The sequence below is a fragment of the Marinobacter maritimus genome (genome assembly GCF_007671675.1).
GTDB classification, from domain to species: domain Bacteria; phylum Pseudomonadota; class Gammaproteobacteria; order Pseudomonadales; family Oleiphilaceae; genus Marinobacter; species Marinobacter maritimus.
Genome location: NZ_VCGW01000001.1, coordinates 810,243 through 824,086 on the forward strand (window position 1 = coordinate 810,243; position 13,844 = coordinate 824,086).

The following is a 13,844-nucleotide window of genomic DNA, read 5'->3' on the forward strand; positions in this document are numbered from 1 at the left end:
AGAACCCTTTAATTCCGGGCTAAACACGCCTGATTTCCCGCGCCGATATGTATATAATGGTGCGCTTTTCCAGTATGGTTTCTGCCCACTTGCTTGCCAGACATCATCATTAACTTTAGACATCAGACACTACGGGAACCGGTATGCGCAGTCATTATTGCGGTGGGATCAACGAATCTCACATTGATCAGGAAGTTACACTTTGCGGATGGGTACACCGCCGCCGTGACCATGGTGGGGTTATCTTCCTGGATCTGCGTGATCGGGACGGCATATCCCAGGTCGTGGTAGACCCGGATACTCCTGAAAGCTTTGCGCTTGCCGAGAAAGTGCGCAGCGAGTTTGTGGTAAAGATCACAGGCCGCGTACGCCGTCGCCCGGCAGGTACTGAGAACAGCAACATGTCCACAGGCCAGGTTGAACTGCTCGGAAAAGAAGTGACGATTCTGAACGCTGCCGCTACGCCTCCGTTCCCGCTTGATGAGCATGTAGACGTGGGCGAAGACGTGCGTCTGCGCTACCGCTTTGTGGATCTGCGCCGCCCGGAAATGCTGAACCGCTTGCGCTTCCGTTCGCGGGTAACCAGCTACATCCGTAACTACCTCGACAGCAACGGCTTCATGGATGTGGAAACACCCATCCTGACCCGCGCAACACCGGAAGGCGCCCGTGATTACCTGGTGCCGAGTCGCACGCATGAGGGTTCCTTCTTTGCGCTTCCGCAATCGCCCCAGCTGTTCAAGCAAATGCTGATGGTGTCGGGTGTGGATCGTTATTACCAGATTGCCAAGTGCTTCCGTGACGAAGATCTGCGTGCAGACCGTCAGCCTGAGTTTACCCAGGTAGACATCGAAGCCTCGTTCATCAACGAAGAAGATCTGATGAGCCTGAACGAGGACATGATTCGCGCCCTGTTCAAAGACGTAATGAGCGTCGAGCTGCCAGCATTCCCGCGTATGCCATACGCTGAAGCCATGGATCGTTTCGGCAGCGACAAGCCGGACCTGCGCATTCCGCTGGAGCTTCAGGACGTGGGTGATCTGGTCGCCGGCGTTGATTTCAAGGTATTCGCTGGGCCGGCCAATGACCCGAAAGGCCGTGTAGCCGCGCTGCGCGTGCCCAAGGGCGGTGAGCTGAGCCGCAAGCAGATTGACGAGTACACAAAATTTGTGGGTATTTACGGCGCCAAAGGCCTTGCCTATATCAAGGTAAATGACCTGGCTAAAGGCGTGGAAGGCTTGCAGTCGCCCATCGTCAAGTTTTTGGGTGATGACGTCGCCATGGCTGTTATTGAGCGCACCGGCGCTGAGGATGGCGATATTGTGTTCTTTGGCGCCGACAAGACCACGGTTGTGAATGAAGCTCTTGGTGCCTTGCGTATCCGGGTCGGTCACGATCTGAACTTGTTAACCTGCGATTGGGCTCCGATGTGGGTCGTTGATTTCCCGATGTTCGAAGTGCTTCCTGATGGTGGCCTCACTGCCATACACCACCCGTTTACGGCGCCGAGCTGCAGCCCTGAAGAGCTGGCTGCGAATCCGGAAACGGCTCTGTCCCGCGCTTACGATATGGTTCTTAACGGCACTGAGCTGGGGGGCGGTTCCATTCGTATTCACAGTGACAAAATGCAGCAGGAAGTGTTCCGCATTTTAGGCATTAGTGAGGAAGAGTCTCGCGCCAAGTTCGGGTTCCTGCTCGACGCGCTCAAGTATGGGTGCCCGCCTCACGGCGGTCTGGCTTTTGGCCTGGATCGCCTGATCATGCTGATGACCGGTTCCAGCTCGATTCGCGATGTGATCGCGTTCCCGAAAACCCAGAGCGCCACCTGCCTGATGACCCAGGCGCCGGGTGCAGTGGATGAAAAGCAACTGCGCGAATTGCACATCCGCCTTCGTAAGCCGGTAAAAGCGCCTGAAGACAAGGTTTCTGAAATCGAAGATAAGTAAGCAGGGCATTGATGTGGCGATTATTCTGGGTGTTGACCCCGGCTCAAGGATCACCGGTTACGGTATTATCCGCGCCGAGGGTCGGCACATAGAATATATCGATAGCGGGTGCATCCGCTTGGGCGAAAAACCCATGGCAGAGCGCCTGCGAATCATTTTTCAGAGTCTGGTGAGCCTCATTGGCGAATACCGACCACAGGAATTTGCCATTGAGCAGGTTTTTATGGCGCGCAATCCCGATTCAGCCCTCAAGCTCGGGCAGGCTCGTGGAGCCGCAATCGTTGGCGCAGCCACCAGCGGCCTTGACGTGCATGAATACTCCGCACGACAGGTCAAACAGGCTGTGGTTGGTAAGGGCAGTGCCGACAAATCCCAGGTACAGCACATGGTTCAGGTGCTGCTGTCACTTTCCCGCAAACCCCAGGCAGACGCCGCCGATGCCTTGGCAATTGCGTTGTGCCATGCCCACATGAATCAAAGCATTCTGAAAGTGGCCGGCGTAACGGGCAAGGCTCGCAGCGGGCGCGTGCGACAACAATAAACTGCTCTGCGGAGCGGCAGGAGGCAATCCTTGATAGGTCGTATCCGAGGTATTCTGGTCGAAAAGACACCCGGGCAGGCGTTGGTTGAGTGCGGCGGCCTGGGTTACGAAGTTGATATCCCTTTCACCACCTTCTTTAACCTGCCAGAACCCGGGCAGGAAGTTACCCTTCATACACATTTTGTGGTTCGCGAAGACGCCCAGAGTCTCTATGGCTTTGTTTCGCGACTGGATCGCAATCTGTTCCGGTTGCTGATCAAAGTGAACGGAGTAGGCCCGAAGATGGCGGCTGGCATTCTCTCAGGTCTTGATGCACAGCAGTTTATTCGCTGTGTGGAAGGGCGTGATATCAAGTCTCTGGTAAAGCTCCCGGGGGTTGGAAAGAAGACCGCTGAACGCCTGCTGATTGAAATGGCAGACCGCATTAGCCAGCTTGAAGGGCAGTTTATACCGGGGTCGTCAGCTATAGCAGAGTCCGCAAGCAGCACGTCCGAGTTGTCTTTCAACGCGCAGAACCCTGCAGACGAAGCTGAGGCAGCTCTGATAGCGCTCGGGTATAAGCCACAGGAAGCTGCTCGCGCGATCACCAAAGTGGCAGAAGAAGGTCTTTCCAGTGAAACCTTGATACGTCTGGCCCTGAGAAATATGATCCCGGCATGATGACGTGACTTTAATGTGTCGCTTATGTAGCGCCAAACCTGTAGAGAGCGTAACGTGACACGCAGTGGGCTGTTTGTACAATTGGTTCACTCTGGTTTTAGGTGGCAGTCTATTGATTCCCGATATACGGACGAGTAAATGATTGAATCCGACCGACTGATCTCAGCCCGGGCCGGTGACAACGAAGAGGTTCAGGATCGCGCTATCCGACCCGCGTTGCTCTCCGAGTACGTGGGGCAGCCTGCAGTTAGGGAACAGATGGACATCTTCATCTCGGCTGCCAGAGGGCGCCGGGAAGCGTTGGATCATGTTCTTGTTTTCGGGCCACCAGGGCTTGGTAAAACCACACTGGCGAATATCATTGCCAATGAAATGGGGGTGGCGATAAAGACTACCTCCGGCCCGGTTCTTGAAAAAGCCGGTGATCTGGCTGCGATGCTCACCAATCTTGAAGAGAACGATGTTCTCTTCATTGATGAAATACACCGGCTCAGCGCCGTGGTGGAAGAAATACTGTACCCGGCCATGGAAGACTACCAGTTGGACATTATGATCGGCGAAGGGCCGGCAGCACGCTCGATCAAGCTGGATTTGCCACCCTTTACCCTGGTTGGGGCAACTACCCGGGCGGGTTTGCTGACATCTCCACTGCGGGATCGCTTCGGCATTGTGCAGCGTCTGGAGTTCTATAATACGGCGGATCTTACCCACATTATCGTTCGCTCCGCACGGCTTTCGGGTGTTGATATTGATGAAGAAGGTGCTTACGAGATAGCGCGCCGCTCACGTGGCACGCCTCGGATAGCCAATCGCCTGTTGCGGCGTGTGAGAGACTATGCCGAAGTGCGGGCCGACGGTCGCATCAACGCAGGCATCGCGGATCAGGCCCTGAATATGCTGAAGGTCGATAGCGAAGGCTTTGACCACATGGACCGCCGACTGCTGCTGGCGATGATTGAAAAATTTGATGGCGGCCCGGTGGGGGTTGAAAGCCTGGCAGCCGCAATCAGTGAGGAGCGTGGCACCATTGAGGATGTACTTGAACCTTTTCTGATTCAGCAAGGTTTTATAATGCGTACGCCCCGTGGCCGCATGGTCACATCCCACGCCTATCAGCATTTTGGTATCGTGAGGGAAAGCTCAGGCTCAGAAGGAGTCCCCTTTGAGTGACGGCGAAGCGGCAGCAAAGTTCAGCTGGCCAGTCCGGGTTTATATAGAAGACACAGATGCCGGCGGCATTGTTTTTCATGCCCGCTATCTGCATTACATGGAGCGCGCTCGCACTGAGTGGGTTCGTAGCTGCGGAGTGGGGCTCAGGGCAGGATTGGCTGAAAACATAAGCTACGTTGTACAGCGCTTGACGATTCACTACGCCGCACCGGCCAAGTTGGATGATGAGCTCATCGTTACGGCAGAGCCAGTGGCGTTCGGCCGGGTCTGGATGGAGTTCAGGCAAAGGGTTGTGCGGGTGCAGGATCAGAAGCAGCTGTGCGAGGCCGATGTAAAAGTCGCGTGTGTAGCGCTCGACAGCGGCCGGCCTATACGGTTACCGGAAAATATGCGGGGCCTGCTTGAGCAGGCCACACGTTTAAACGAAACAAAACACGACATAAGCCAGGAGTAAGCGGTGGATTCGGAATTGTCAGTCTGGAGTCTGATTTCAAATGCCGGTGTGTTGGTGCAACTGGTTATGTTGTTGCTTGCAGCTGCATCGGTGGTGTCATGGGCGCTCATCTTTCAACGCTACCAGGTGTTTCGCAAAGCCCGACAGGCGCAGCTCGCGTTTGAAGAGCGTTTCTGGTCCGGTATGGATTTGGGGCAGCTCTACCGCGAAGTGAACGCTGAGCCCACACCCTTCTCTGGTTTGGAATCGTTGTTTCGGGCCGGCTTCAAAGAGTTTTCCCGGCTGCGTCAGCAAAGCCGCGACGCCGATGCCGTTATGGAAGGAACTCAGCGAGCCATGCGGGTTGCGTTTTCCCGCGAGCAGGAACGCCTTGAGGCGCATCTGCCGTTCCTTGCCACAGTTGGTTCCACAAGCCCCTATGTCGGCCTGTTCGGTACCGTTTGGGGCATTATGAATTCGTTTCGTGGTCTGGCGCAGGTTCAACAGGCTACGCTGGCTACGGTGGCGCCAGGCATTTCAGAAGCACTGATAGCGACCGCCATGGGCTTGTTTGCCGCGATTCCTGCGGTCATTGCCTATAACCGCTTCTCTACCAAGTCGGATGCGCTTCTGAAGAATTACGAAACCTTTGCCGATGAGTTTTCCAGCATTCTGCATCGTCGTGTTCATAATGCCGACAAGGGCGCATAGTAGTGACCAGGGCAATGATGCTAACCGTTAACAGTCGGAGTGCAGCGCTATGAAAGGCATGGGGATGATGCCCGAAAATCGGAAGAAGCCGATGTCGGAAATCAACGTCGTTCCATACATCGACGTAATGCTGGTGCTGTTGATCATTTTCATGGTCACCGCGCCGATGCTTGTTCAGGGCGTGAAAGTTGATCTCCCGGAGACTACATCTGACCCGATCCAGGCAGACAAGAATGTGGAATCCATCATCGTATCTGTGGATGCCAACGGCGCCTATTACGTTGAAGTCGGCGACAAGGCCAGTGACCCCATGCTGCTCTCGGAAGTCCGTGAACAAGTGGCCAAGATCCTGTCTCAGAGAACATCCAGCGACATACTTGTGCGCGGTGATGAGAATGTCGATTACGGCACTGTGGTTCGTTTGATGGCCACTCTTCAGGGTGCGGGGGCAACCAGTATTGGTTTGATTACCGACTCGGCCCCGGACGAAACGTGAGATCAGTGCAGGTGGAATTGTTGTGACAGGTCAGGAACGGGAATTCACCAGCACCGGAGTGCCACCCTGGAAGTCGCCAGTCGCGCTGTCGGTTGCTTTGCATCTGCTTATCGTGGGCGTCGCCCTTACTGGCTGGTCGTGGTCTTCTCCAATGCAAGAACCGCCTCCCAGCAGTATTTCCGCGCGCCTCATCACTCAGCAGAAGCCGGAGCCGAGCCCGGTTGTTGAGCCTGTAGAGCAGCCGGATCCGGATCAGGAACAGAAAGATCTCGAAAAACAGAAACAGATAGAAGTGCAGAAACGCCAGAAGCAAAAGGAAGAAGAAGCGCGGAAGGTCGCAGAGCAGAAAAAACGCGAAGAGACCAAGCGTAAAGCTGAAGAGCAGAAAAAAGCCGAGGAACGTAAGGCCCGGGAAACCCAAGAGGCAGAGGCTGCGCGCCAGAAAGCGGAAGCTGAGGCGAAAGAGCGTGAGCGCCGCAAGGCAGAAGCTGAAGCCGAGAAGCAGCGTCAGCAAGAGGCAAAACGCAAGGCCGAGGAAGAAAAACAGCGCAAGGAAGAGCAGCGCAAGCGGGAAGAGGCCGAGCGTAAGAAAAAAGAGGAACAGGCGCGGCAGGAAGCCGAACGCAAGCGGCTTGAGGCAGAGCGGCGCCTGCAGGAACAGCAGCTTGAAGCCCAGGCAGAGCAAGCCAGAAAAGCGCGTGCAGATGAAGCGCGGCGGCAAGAGCAGGCCGCCGCTGCCAGAGCCAGGGAAACGCAGATGCTTTCGGAGAGCCAGAAATATCAGGCACTGATCCGTGAGCGGCTTAGTCAGGCATGGTATCCGCCATCATCGGCAACAGAAGACATGACAGCGCGTCTGCAGATTACGTTGCTGCCAACGGGCGAGCTTGCGGGCGTAAAGCTTGTTGCCAGCAGCGGAAATACAGCGTTTGATAACTCCGCGCTGGGGGCAGTAAAGTCTTTGAATCGGTACCCGGTGCCAAGTGAGCGGGATACGTTTGAAACCTATTTTCGCCAGTTCACGATCGAATTCAATCCTCGAAGATTGAGATAAGGAAGCGGGTAACACTATGATGCGTAAAGTTTCATTCAGATCATTTCAGGCCCTTTTTTCAGCGGTAGCCCTGATGTTTCTGGTCGTCACCGGCGCCCAGGCTGAACTGCTAATCCGGGTGACTGAAGGTGCCGATTCTGCTATCCCGATATCGGTGGTGCCGTTTGCTGAAAACGGCAATATGCCAGCTGGTGATAAAGTGAGCAGTATCGTGCAGGCGGACCTGGCCATGAGCGGTGAGTTTCGCCCCTTGTCGCCGCAGAAAATGCTGAGCCTTCCGTCAAAGCGGGCTGATGTTTATTTTCGCGACTGGCGACTACTTGGCCAGCGGTACGTGCTGGTAGGTGAACTCACTCGTAACGGTGACCGGGTGGAAGCCCGCTACGAGTTGTTCGATGTTAACCGTGAAGAGCGAATACTGGGTGAGACAGCGGCAGCACCCGCGTCAAATATGCGCTCACTGGCTCACCATATCAGCGATAAAGTGTATGAAGCCATCACGGGGGTTGAAGGTGCATTTTCTACCAAGCTGGCGTATGTAACGCTAGACAGAGCTGGTGGCAATGCCCGTTACCGGTTGCAAGTGAGCGACATTGACGGAAAGCGCGCCCGTATCAGGCTGGAGAGCAAAGAGCCAATTCTGTCGCCAGCCTGGTCACCGGATGGCAAAAAGCTGGCCTATGTTTCGTTTGAAACGGGCAAGCCCGTCATTTTTGTTCACGAGTTAGGCTCAGGTAAGCGCAAAAAAGTTGCGGATTTCCCGGGCTTGAACTCAGCGCCTGCGTGGTCAGCAGATGGACAATCCTTGCTGATGACCCTGTCGAAAGATGGTAACGCCGAAATCTATCAAATGAACCTTCAATCCCGCAAAGTGACAAAGCTCACCAACCACTGGGCAATAGATACCGAAGCGACCTGGGACAGTTCAGGTGAGGGCGTCTACTTCACGTCGGATCGCTCGGGTGGCCCGCAGATTTATTATATGGCAAAACCGGGTGCTGAGCCGCGTCGGATTACCTTTGGCAGTCGTTACAATGCAAGGCCGCGTCCGGATGCCTCCGGTAATTACGTGTATTACGTACACCAGCGTGACCGGGCGTTTACCATCGCCCGAACCAATCTTAAAAACGATGAGGAAACCGTTCTCACTCGTACAGGATCCGATGAGTCCCCCAGCGTGTCGCCAAATGGCCGTATGTTGATATATGCCACCAAGCAAAGTGGCGAAAGTGTACTGACGGTCATCTCTGCTGATGGCGGCGCCGCGTACAGTCTTCCCGCCTCGGAAGGTGATGTTCGCGACCCGGCCTGGGGGCCTATTGTTCGGTAGTCGGTGACGGCGCATGCGGTCACCTGAAAGGCAGAAGTTAAAGTTAATCAACGGGAAGGAATGAATCATGAAGTTGTCAGCTCAAACCAAAGTACTTGCTCTTTTGTTCTCCGCAGGCCTGTTTGCAGGCTGTAGCACCACCGGCGAAAATATGGATGAAGGGGGCTACGGCTCCGACGTTGCGCCTATTGATCAGGATGGTGGCTCTACCGTGTATGGTGGCGGTGACCAGGATGGTATTTCTTCGTCCTCAATGACCGAGTCAGAGCGGATGGAAGCTCAGCAACAGGCTGAACAGGAAGCTCTGCGCGACATCACCACCTTCTATTTTGATTTTGATACCTCCGAAATCAAGCCAGAAGCTCGCGACGTGCTTGTAGCTCACGCCCGCTTTCTGTCCAACAATCCTGGCCAGAAAGTGCGCCTTGAAGGTCACGGTGATGAGCGTGGCTCCAAGGAATACAACCTGGCTCTGGGTGAGCGTCGTGCCAATGCCGTTCAGCGCTTCCTGATTGTGAATGGCGCTTCACGGGGCCAGATGGAAACCGTAAGCTATGGTGAAGAGAAGCCGGCGGTGATGGGTTCTTCAGAAAGTGCCTGGGCACAGAATCGCCGTGTGGAGCTCGTGTTCCAGTAAACGCACACATAACATCAGGTTAACCCCATGAGAAAGCAGCTCATGGCGGCAGTTGTTTTCCCGCTTGCCCTGGGGCAGGCGGGAATGACGCTGGCGCAATCATCTACGTCCGCATTCCAGAGCAATGCCTCGGAAGCCCAGCGCAAGGCCAATACCAGCCAGGCCACGTCTGAGCTGTTCTACATGATCCAACAGCTGCAGGGTGAAGTCCGGCGGCTTCAGGGAGAAACCGAAGAGCAGCGACACCTCATAAAGCGCCTGCAAGATCAAGGGCGAGACCGCTACATCGATCTGGATCAACGTATCCTGGATCTTTCCGAGAAGGTTTCAGCTCAACCCCAGGCTGCTGAGAGTGGTGGTGGAGAGGCTAGTGCTCAGGATAAGGGCGCTGCAGAGATACGTGAGTATCGTCAGCCTGAGGCTGAAGAGCGAAAGGCATACCAGGCCATTCAGGATCTCATCCATAGCCAGAAAAAGTACGATGAGGCCATCAGCCGGATTTATGAATTTATCGACAAGTATCCCGAAGGAGACCTGACGGTGAATGCCTACTATTGGTTGGGAGAGGTTTACCTGGTAAAGCCGCAGCTTGAACAGGCCCGGCAGGCATTTTCGATTGTCGCAACTCGCTATGCAGATCATCGCAAGGCGCCGGATGCTGTCTACAAATTAGGCGTAACGCTGAATCGGTTGGGCAAGAAAACCGAAGCTCGTCGACAGATGGAGCAGGTTGTAAATGACTACCCGAAAAGCGAAGCGGCTCGCCTTGCCAAGAAATTTCTGGACTCAGGTCAGGGTTGAGTTGCGAGGAATTAAAAGAATATTGAAAAACATGGCGCGAAAGGGTTGATCGACGGGGAAAAATCATTACTATATGCGCCTCGCTTGGGTCGTTAGCTCAGTTGGTAGAGCAGTTGGCTTTTAACCAATTGGTCGATGGTTCGAATCCATCACGACCCACCATATTCGATATTTCAAGGCATCTGCTGAGCTGCCTTGAAATCGATCAGGGTCCAGGCACTGGTCACTAGTTTTGGGTCGTTAGCTCAGTTGGTAGAGCAGTTGGCTTTTAACCAATTGGTCGATGGTTCGAATCCATCACGACCCACCATATTTTGAAGTTTGAAAATTGAAGCTTATAAGGACTGCAGAAATGCAGTCCTTTTTTTTGCCGCTTTGTTCCTGTAATCCCTGTTTCTCCTGTCTGATCTATACCTCTTTCCTATTTGCAAACTGTAACCATAATTTGACCAGCATCAATTCCTCAGCGCATTGGTTTCACGAAGGCTGGTAATTGGGCTGGAGCGGTTTAGGATGATTTTATGTTCGGGTTACATCTTGTAACCACATGTTCAGGTTACAGCTTGGGTGCGCCGGTTGTCAGAGGCACCTGAGAAGCGAGGTGTTCTATAGTGACTTTGAGCGGTTCTGGCGAATCGGCCGATATCGAACGCATCATTCAGGAATATGTCCCAGGCAAGCAGGTAACTCTGGCGCATTTGCTCGCAAACCCTACTGAAGATCTTTGTCACAAGGTTGGAGTTGAGCATGCGGAGGCTATTGGCATTCTTACCCTGACGCCTGGTGAAACAGCCATTATCGCCGGAGACGTAGCAACCAAGTTCGCATCAGTAAAAATCGGATTTCTGGATCGTTTTTCGGGGGCACTTGTCCTTACCGGGAGTATTGGGTCGGTAGAAGAAGCATTAAGCGCGATTCTGTCTACATTGGAGTCGTCACTGGGATACAGAGTATGTCAGGCAACCCGGACGTGAATGAGCATCAACTACACCCTGATCTGGCAGATTTTGTGCTGGTGGGTGATGTCGGGAGTGGCAAAACAGCGCTCACTCTTGCACTGCTTGAATCCACTGACGAACTACTGAAAACCCAGGCTGTTGTGTTTCATCCCAGCCATGTTGTGGACACGCCAGGCGAGTTCACCAGCCGCCCTGCATACTATGGCGCTTTGCTGGCTACCATCGCGGAAATCAGTACGGTTGTGTATCTGCAGCCAGCCAACAGCAGAGCCTTTTCTTTGCCTCCGGGTCTTTTGCATGTCTATCCCGACAAGCGGGTTATCGGAGTGGTCAGTAAAACGGATTTGCCTGACGCCGATACTGAATCTGCCTGTCGGGTAATGGTAGATCATAATATTTCTCCACCATATTTTCTGACCTCTACAGAAACCGGCGAGGGTGTTGCCGATTTGAGGTCTTTTCTGATCAGTTTGCAAACATCGGATGCCGGTATGGGTGCCTGCGAAGAACGTGCTGAGCAGGCGGTCGTCGGCGGAAATGAATATTGATACAACCCTGATAGGGGCCGGATTATGAAATCTCTGTTTACGGCTGAAAAAATAAAGGAGCTTCACAAGAGCGGGGAAACCTCCGTAGAGATCTCTCCCCAGAGCACAATCATTACGCCGGAAGCGCGCGATGTTGCCAAAAAGCTTGGATTGAAAATTATTGATGTTGCGGCCAGCATCGAACCTCGGAAAAGCAGCGGATCTCTTGCGGGCAGCCGCCCTGATAATCTGCTGGAAATCAAAAAGGCGGTCAGGGCAAAGTTGCCAGCCGGGCACCAGAATTCCGCCCTGCTTGATCAATTGATCGAAAAGGCCTTGAAGGAGTTGCAGCATCAGGATGCAGCAGGCCCTTCATGCGAGCGCGAGAAAGCGCCCAATGGCGTTGTTCTTGTGCGTGGCAGTTCTGTTAAACCCGGAAAGTTCGACGGTGCAGGGGGCAAACCCATAGGCCTGACCGATGTGATTGGTTCCGCCGATAACAGCTCCATTGCTGCTGGCTATATGCAGTGGGAGAACTGCAGTTTTCCATGGACCCTCAACTACGATGAGATTGATGTGGTTCTGGAAGGTGAGCTGCACATTACCTGTGGCAGCAAGACCCACATCGGCAAGCCGGGCGATGTGTTTTTTATACCCAAGGGAGCGGCAATTGAGTTTGGATCTCCCGGGAAAGTGCGCTTTGTGTATGTGACCTACCCAGCGGACTGGTCAGCGCAATAAAAGGGGTTGTATCGATGCCATCCTGGATAACAGAAGCCAGTTTGCGAGCCGAGCATGGTCTGGCCCATGGCAGTGAGGTGCACCTGCCTGAGGGAGCCAGGCTTACCCCGTCCGCAAGCCAGCTTTTGGCCGAGCGCAAGATCCGCATCAAGTATATCGGCGATGACGGTCGGGTTTTTCTTCCCGACGAGGCGGATGCAGGTGCAAGCCAGAAAGCTCCGGTGCACCCACTCACTAGCGCGAATGCGCGTCCCGGCAACCGTTGTGCTGTTTGCCACAGCCACGTCGAGAAGAAAACCGAGTTGCTGACCCTCTTGGACAGTGAGCAACTGGTTCCCAAGACGCACCCCAGAATCGCACTGCGTGGCAAGCTCGATACGCTGATTTCCCAAACCGTGTGGGTACAGGCTCAGTTTGCCGTCAGTTTCGAAAAATATCCCATGCTGCGCCACTCGCTGGAAGATCTGCGTTCGTTTATGGGTAACCTCCTGCGAAGCGAAGTTACCGGCGAAGTTCAGGAAGAGATAAGTATGGGAGACCTGGACGATGAAACCATTCACCAGATTTCTCACCAACCTCTGAAATATCTCGGCCACGACCACATAGTTCCGGAATTAAAGCACGGTGCCAACGTGTCGTTGCTGAACGTTCTCAGAGCCATGACCCGGGAGGCGGAAGTTGAAGCCTGCAAAGCATTCCAGACGGACAGTTTTGGGCTTATGCGACCGGATATCGTTCAGGGACTCAACCGGCTGAGCAGCGCCCTTTATGTATTGATGCTCATGACCCTGGTGGTTGAAACCAGTGGATCACTTCCCGAGCTCGGAGTGATTTCATGAATGAGGTGATGGAGCAGTGCCGGAACGCGTGCCGCGAAACACCAAAGCGAATTGTGTTTCCTGATGCTCTTGATGAGCGGGTTCTGCATGCGGCAAACGAGCTGCATCAGCGTGGCTTGGCTCAGCCCATTTTGCTGGGTAACCCGTTTGAACTCCGGGATTATGCCCATGAGAAGGGCGTAGCGATGCCGTGTTTTTCAATTGTGGATCCTTCACGTTCGCAATGGATGGACTCGTTTGTCAGTGCGTACCTCGATGAGAATGAGGGGATGGATAAGGAGAAAGCCCGCGAAATCATGAGTGCCCCCCTGTTTTTTGGCGCCATGATGGTCAAGCGTGGACATGCGGATATCTGTATTGGAGGAAACATTTCGACCAGTGGCGACGTGATCCGCGCGGCCATCAGGGTAATCGGAACAGCTGGCGGACAGAAAACCGTGTCGTCGTTTTTCCTTATGTCATCAGCTGATGGCAGCGATATCCGCCTGTTTGCAGATGCGGGGGTTATTCCGGAACCGACAGTGGAACAGCTATCTGATATTGCCATTGATTCGGCGCGCAGTTTTGAGGCACTTACGGGAGAACAGGCGCGGGTCGCGTTACTGTCATTTTCGACCAAAGGCAGTTCGCAGCACCCGGCAGCCAGAAAAATCATGGAAGCATTTGAGTTAACGCGCTCCCGGGCCCCTTCGTTGGTCATTGATGGCGAATTGCAGTTTGATGCGGCTGTTGTGCCCTCCGTTGCACAGAAGAAGGCACCTGATAGCCCGTTGAAAGGTAATGCGAATGTTTTGATATTTCCGTCTCTTGATGCTGGAAATATTGCTTATAAGGTTGCTCAGCGCATGGCTAATTACAAGGCACTGGGACCGATGTTGGAAGGTTTGGCGAAACCTATGCATGACTTGTCACGGGGTTGTACGGCCGACGATATCGTCGACGTCGCCATGGTGGCGTCATGCCTGGTTAACAAAGCGTAGTGACACCCTGAGGAGAATT

Annotated in this window: 16 protein-coding genes and 2 tRNA genes; all 18 read left to right on the plus strand. The window is 54.1% G+C overall.

Annotated elements, in window-relative coordinates; all coding sequences use genetic code 11:
* The first annotated feature begins 143 nt into the window (after positions 1-143).
* Entirely contained in the window at positions 144-1,946 is a 1,803-nt protein-coding gene (aspS, locus tag FFI90_RS03690; RefSeq protein ID WP_144776564.1) for an aspartate--tRNA ligase, read from the plus strand.
* 13 nt (positions 1,947-1,959) lie between these two features.
* Entirely contained in the window at positions 1,960-2,487 is a 528-nt protein-coding gene (gene ruvC / locus FFI90_RS03695) for a crossover junction endodeoxyribonuclease RuvC (protein ID WP_144776565.1), read from the plus strand.
* A 30-nt stretch (positions 2,488-2,517) separates the two neighbouring features.
* Positions 2,518-3,147 (plus strand): Holliday junction branch migration protein RuvA, encoded by a 630-nt coding sequence (gene ruvA / locus FFI90_RS03700; RefSeq protein WP_144776566.1) that lies wholly within the window; start codon positions 2,518-2,520, stop codon positions 3,145-3,147.
* Positions 3,148-3,285: 138 nt separating this feature from the next.
* Positions 3,286-4,317, plus strand: a complete 1,032-nt coding sequence (gene ruvB / locus FFI90_RS03705; RefSeq protein WP_144776567.1) for a Holliday junction branch migration DNA helicase RuvB — start codon at positions 3,286-3,288, stop codon at positions 4,315-4,317.
* Positions 4,310-4,771: a tol-pal system-associated acyl-CoA thioesterase gene (ybgC, locus tag FFI90_RS03710; RefSeq protein WP_144776568.1), complete on the plus strand. Its 462-nt coding sequence runs from the start codon at positions 4,310-4,312 to the stop codon at positions 4,769-4,771. The genes ruvB and ybgC overlap by 8 nt, the downstream gene beginning before the upstream one ends.
* 3 nt (positions 4,772-4,774) lie before the next feature.
* Complete coding sequence (gene tolQ, locus FFI90_RS03715) at positions 4,775-5,461, plus strand: protein TolQ (RefSeq protein ID WP_144776569.1); 687 nt, start codon at positions 4,775-4,777, stop codon at positions 5,459-5,461.
* A gap of 49 nt (positions 5,462-5,510) precedes the next feature.
* A complete protein-coding gene (tolR, locus tag FFI90_RS03720) occupies positions 5,511-5,957 on the plus strand; it encodes a protein TolR (RefSeq protein ID WP_144776570.1) in 447 nt (148 codons plus the stop codon).
* 22 nt (positions 5,958-5,979) lie between these two features.
* A complete protein-coding gene (gene tolA / locus FFI90_RS03725) occupies positions 5,980-7,011 on the plus strand; it encodes a cell envelope integrity protein TolA (RefSeq protein ID WP_246123316.1) in 1,032 nt (343 codons plus the stop codon).
* Positions 7,012-7,084: 73 nt separating this feature from the next.
* Positions 7,085-8,341 carry a Tol-Pal system beta propeller repeat protein TolB gene (gene tolB / locus FFI90_RS03730; RefSeq protein WP_246123396.1) on the plus strand — a complete coding sequence of 419 codons (1,257 nt, stop codon included), beginning with the start codon at positions 7,085-7,087 and terminating at the stop codon, positions 8,339-8,341.
* Between the two features lie 67 nt (positions 8,342-8,408).
* Complete coding sequence (gene pal / locus FFI90_RS03735; protein ID WP_144776572.1) at positions 8,409-8,978, plus strand: peptidoglycan-associated lipoprotein Pal; 570 nt, start codon at positions 8,409-8,411, stop codon at positions 8,976-8,978.
* A gap of 27 nt (positions 8,979-9,005) precedes the next feature.
* Positions 9,006-9,779, plus strand: a complete 774-nt coding sequence (gene ybgF, locus FFI90_RS03740) for a tol-pal system protein YbgF (protein WP_144776573.1) — start codon at positions 9,006-9,008, stop codon at positions 9,777-9,779.
* Positions 9,780-9,865: 86 nt separating this feature from the next.
* Positions 9,866-9,941: transfer RNA gene (locus FFI90_RS03745), tRNA-Lys, on the plus strand.
* A 72-nt stretch (positions 9,942-10,013) separates the two neighbouring features.
* A tRNA-Lys gene (locus FFI90_RS03750) sits at positions 10,014-10,089 on the plus strand.
* A gap of 301 nt (positions 10,090-10,390) precedes the next feature.
* Entirely contained in the window at positions 10,391-10,753 is a 363-nt protein-coding gene (gene eutS, locus FFI90_RS03755) for an ethanolamine utilization microcompartment protein EutS (protein WP_144776574.1), read from the plus strand.
* The gene (locus FFI90_RS03760; RefSeq protein WP_246123317.1) at positions 10,732-11,286 is read left to right on the plus strand and encodes a EutP/PduV family microcompartment system protein; all 555 of its coding nucleotides are present in this window, start codon (positions 10,732-10,734) and stop codon (positions 11,284-11,286) included. Before eutS ends, FFI90_RS03760 begins: the two co-directional genes overlap by 22 nt.
* Positions 11,287-11,310: 24 nt before the next feature.
* Positions 11,311-12,006 (plus strand): ethanolamine utilization acetate kinase EutQ, encoded by a 696-nt coding sequence (eutQ, locus tag FFI90_RS03765; RefSeq protein WP_144776575.1) that lies wholly within the window; start codon positions 11,311-11,313, stop codon positions 12,004-12,006.
* A 14-nt stretch (positions 12,007-12,020) separates the two neighbouring features.
* Entirely contained in the window at positions 12,021-12,845 is an 825-nt protein-coding gene (gene eutT, locus FFI90_RS03770) for an ethanolamine utilization cob(I)yrinic acid a,c-diamide adenosyltransferase EutT (protein WP_144776576.1), read from the plus strand.
* On the plus strand, positions 12,842-13,825 hold the full coding sequence (gene pta, locus FFI90_RS03775; protein ID WP_144776577.1) for a phosphate acetyltransferase: 984 nt from the start codon (positions 12,842-12,844) through the stop codon (positions 13,823-13,825). The genes eutT and pta overlap by 4 nt, the downstream gene beginning before the upstream one ends.
* Positions 13,826-13,844: the final 19 nt, after the last annotated feature.